We start from the raw sequence: 1,325 nt of genomic DNA, 5'->3' as shown, positions 1-1,325 counted from the left end.
AAATCAATGAAGCTATCTCTCAATTAGAGACTATTACACAACAGAATGTAGAAATAGCTAATCATTCTAAAGATATAAGCACAGCAGTAGATAATGTAGCAGCACAAATACTAGCAGATGTGAATAAGAAGAAGTTTTAGAAGGGGAGAAGGCAAACAACATTTATTAAGGAGCGTGAAATGGTTAATTGTTGCAATAATCTCAAAATGAGTACAAAGTTGATTTTTGTCGTATTACTTATTGTTGTTACACTGCTTGTAGCTGTTAGCACACTTAATTATCAAAAGACATCAAAAGAAACGATGGAAGTTTATGAAGGTATTCAACAGCTTGCACTGAATGCTGCTTATAATACAACTGATATTACAATGAATATTGAAGCACAGCGATATTTAAAAACGATTGCAGATTCTTTAACACAGGTTGACCAACATGATGTGTTTGCACAAAGGAATATTTTGCGTGAAGCTTCAAAACTTCTTGAGTATCCATCTATTTATGTTGTTTATGATAACGATGGGAGAACTCTTGTGGAAGATTTTAAACACGATAATTATTCGCCCATAATAAATGATTGGGATTATCTTGAGGACTTGAGAAACAAGGTTTGGTATCAAGCTGCAAAAAATGCTAATCAATTAATTATAACACCAACATATGAGTCTAGTGCGGGTGCCAATAAAGGCAAACTCCTCTCTACTGCGGCAATTCCAATAATAAAGAATGGACAATTCATAGGGGTCGTGGGTCTTGATATTTTTGTGCATGAGTTTCAGCAAAGATTTCAAAATCTTAAACGTCCAGAGATTCCAAGCATGAGGATATTTATCACAAAGATCCTGCTATTGTTGCAAGTAAGACTCCGACCTCTGGAGAGATTGCCTTAGCCGAAGCCTTAAAAACTGCCAAAGAAGGAAAAATAACTTATACAGCTACTGCAACAAATAAGTCTTCTATAGCATTCTACAAACAATTTCCATTTGGTTGGACGATTGTTTCTTCCGCAAGTGTAGATGATTATACTAATGCTATAAATGAAGCGTTAATGTTTGCTTTGTTCCTTGCCTTAATTTTAATGGCACTTAGCACTGTTGTTTTATTCTTTATTCTTAAGAAAATGTTAAAACCTTTAACATTAATTGGCAATGGGCTAAATTCATTCTTCCGCTTCCTTAACCATGAAGAAAAGAGTATTGAACTCATCTCGCTCAAATCCAAAGACGAATTTGGTGCTATGGCTATGGCAATTAATGAAAATATTGAAAAAACTCGAAAAGGCTTAGAACAAGATTCTCATGTTGTAAAAGAAGTTGTCTATATTGTTG

1 protein-coding gene and 1 pseudogene are annotated in these 1,325 nt (G+C 34.2%); both read left to right on the top strand.

Annotated features, from left to right (window positions below; translation table 11 throughout):
• Positions 1–179: 179 nt before the first annotated feature.
• Positions 180–887 carry a cache domain-containing protein gene (locus CQA53_RS11510; RefSeq protein ID WP_115544026.1) on the top strand — a complete coding sequence of 236 codons (708 nt, stop codon included), beginning with the start codon at positions 180–182 and terminating at the stop codon, positions 885–887.
• Between the two features lie 158 nt (positions 888–1,045).
• Positions 1,046–1,325 (top strand): annotated as a pseudogene (locus tag CQA53_RS11505) (methyl-accepting chemotaxis protein); the annotation flags it as partial.

This window comes from Helicobacter didelphidarum (assembly GCF_003364195.1).
Classification (GTDB): Bacteria; Campylobacterota; Campylobacteria; order Campylobacterales; family Helicobacteraceae; genus Helicobacter_A; species Helicobacter_A didelphidarum.
Note: the sequence above shows the minus strand (reverse complement) of the source record. Positions and strands in the feature narration are given on the sequence as shown.

Bases quoted from the DNA above. Each gene is read 5' to 3' on its own strand.
- CQA53_RS11510 (WP_115544026.1), top strand. From the start codon at position 180: ATGGTTAATTGTTGCAATAATCTCAAAATGAGTACAAAGTTGATTTTT.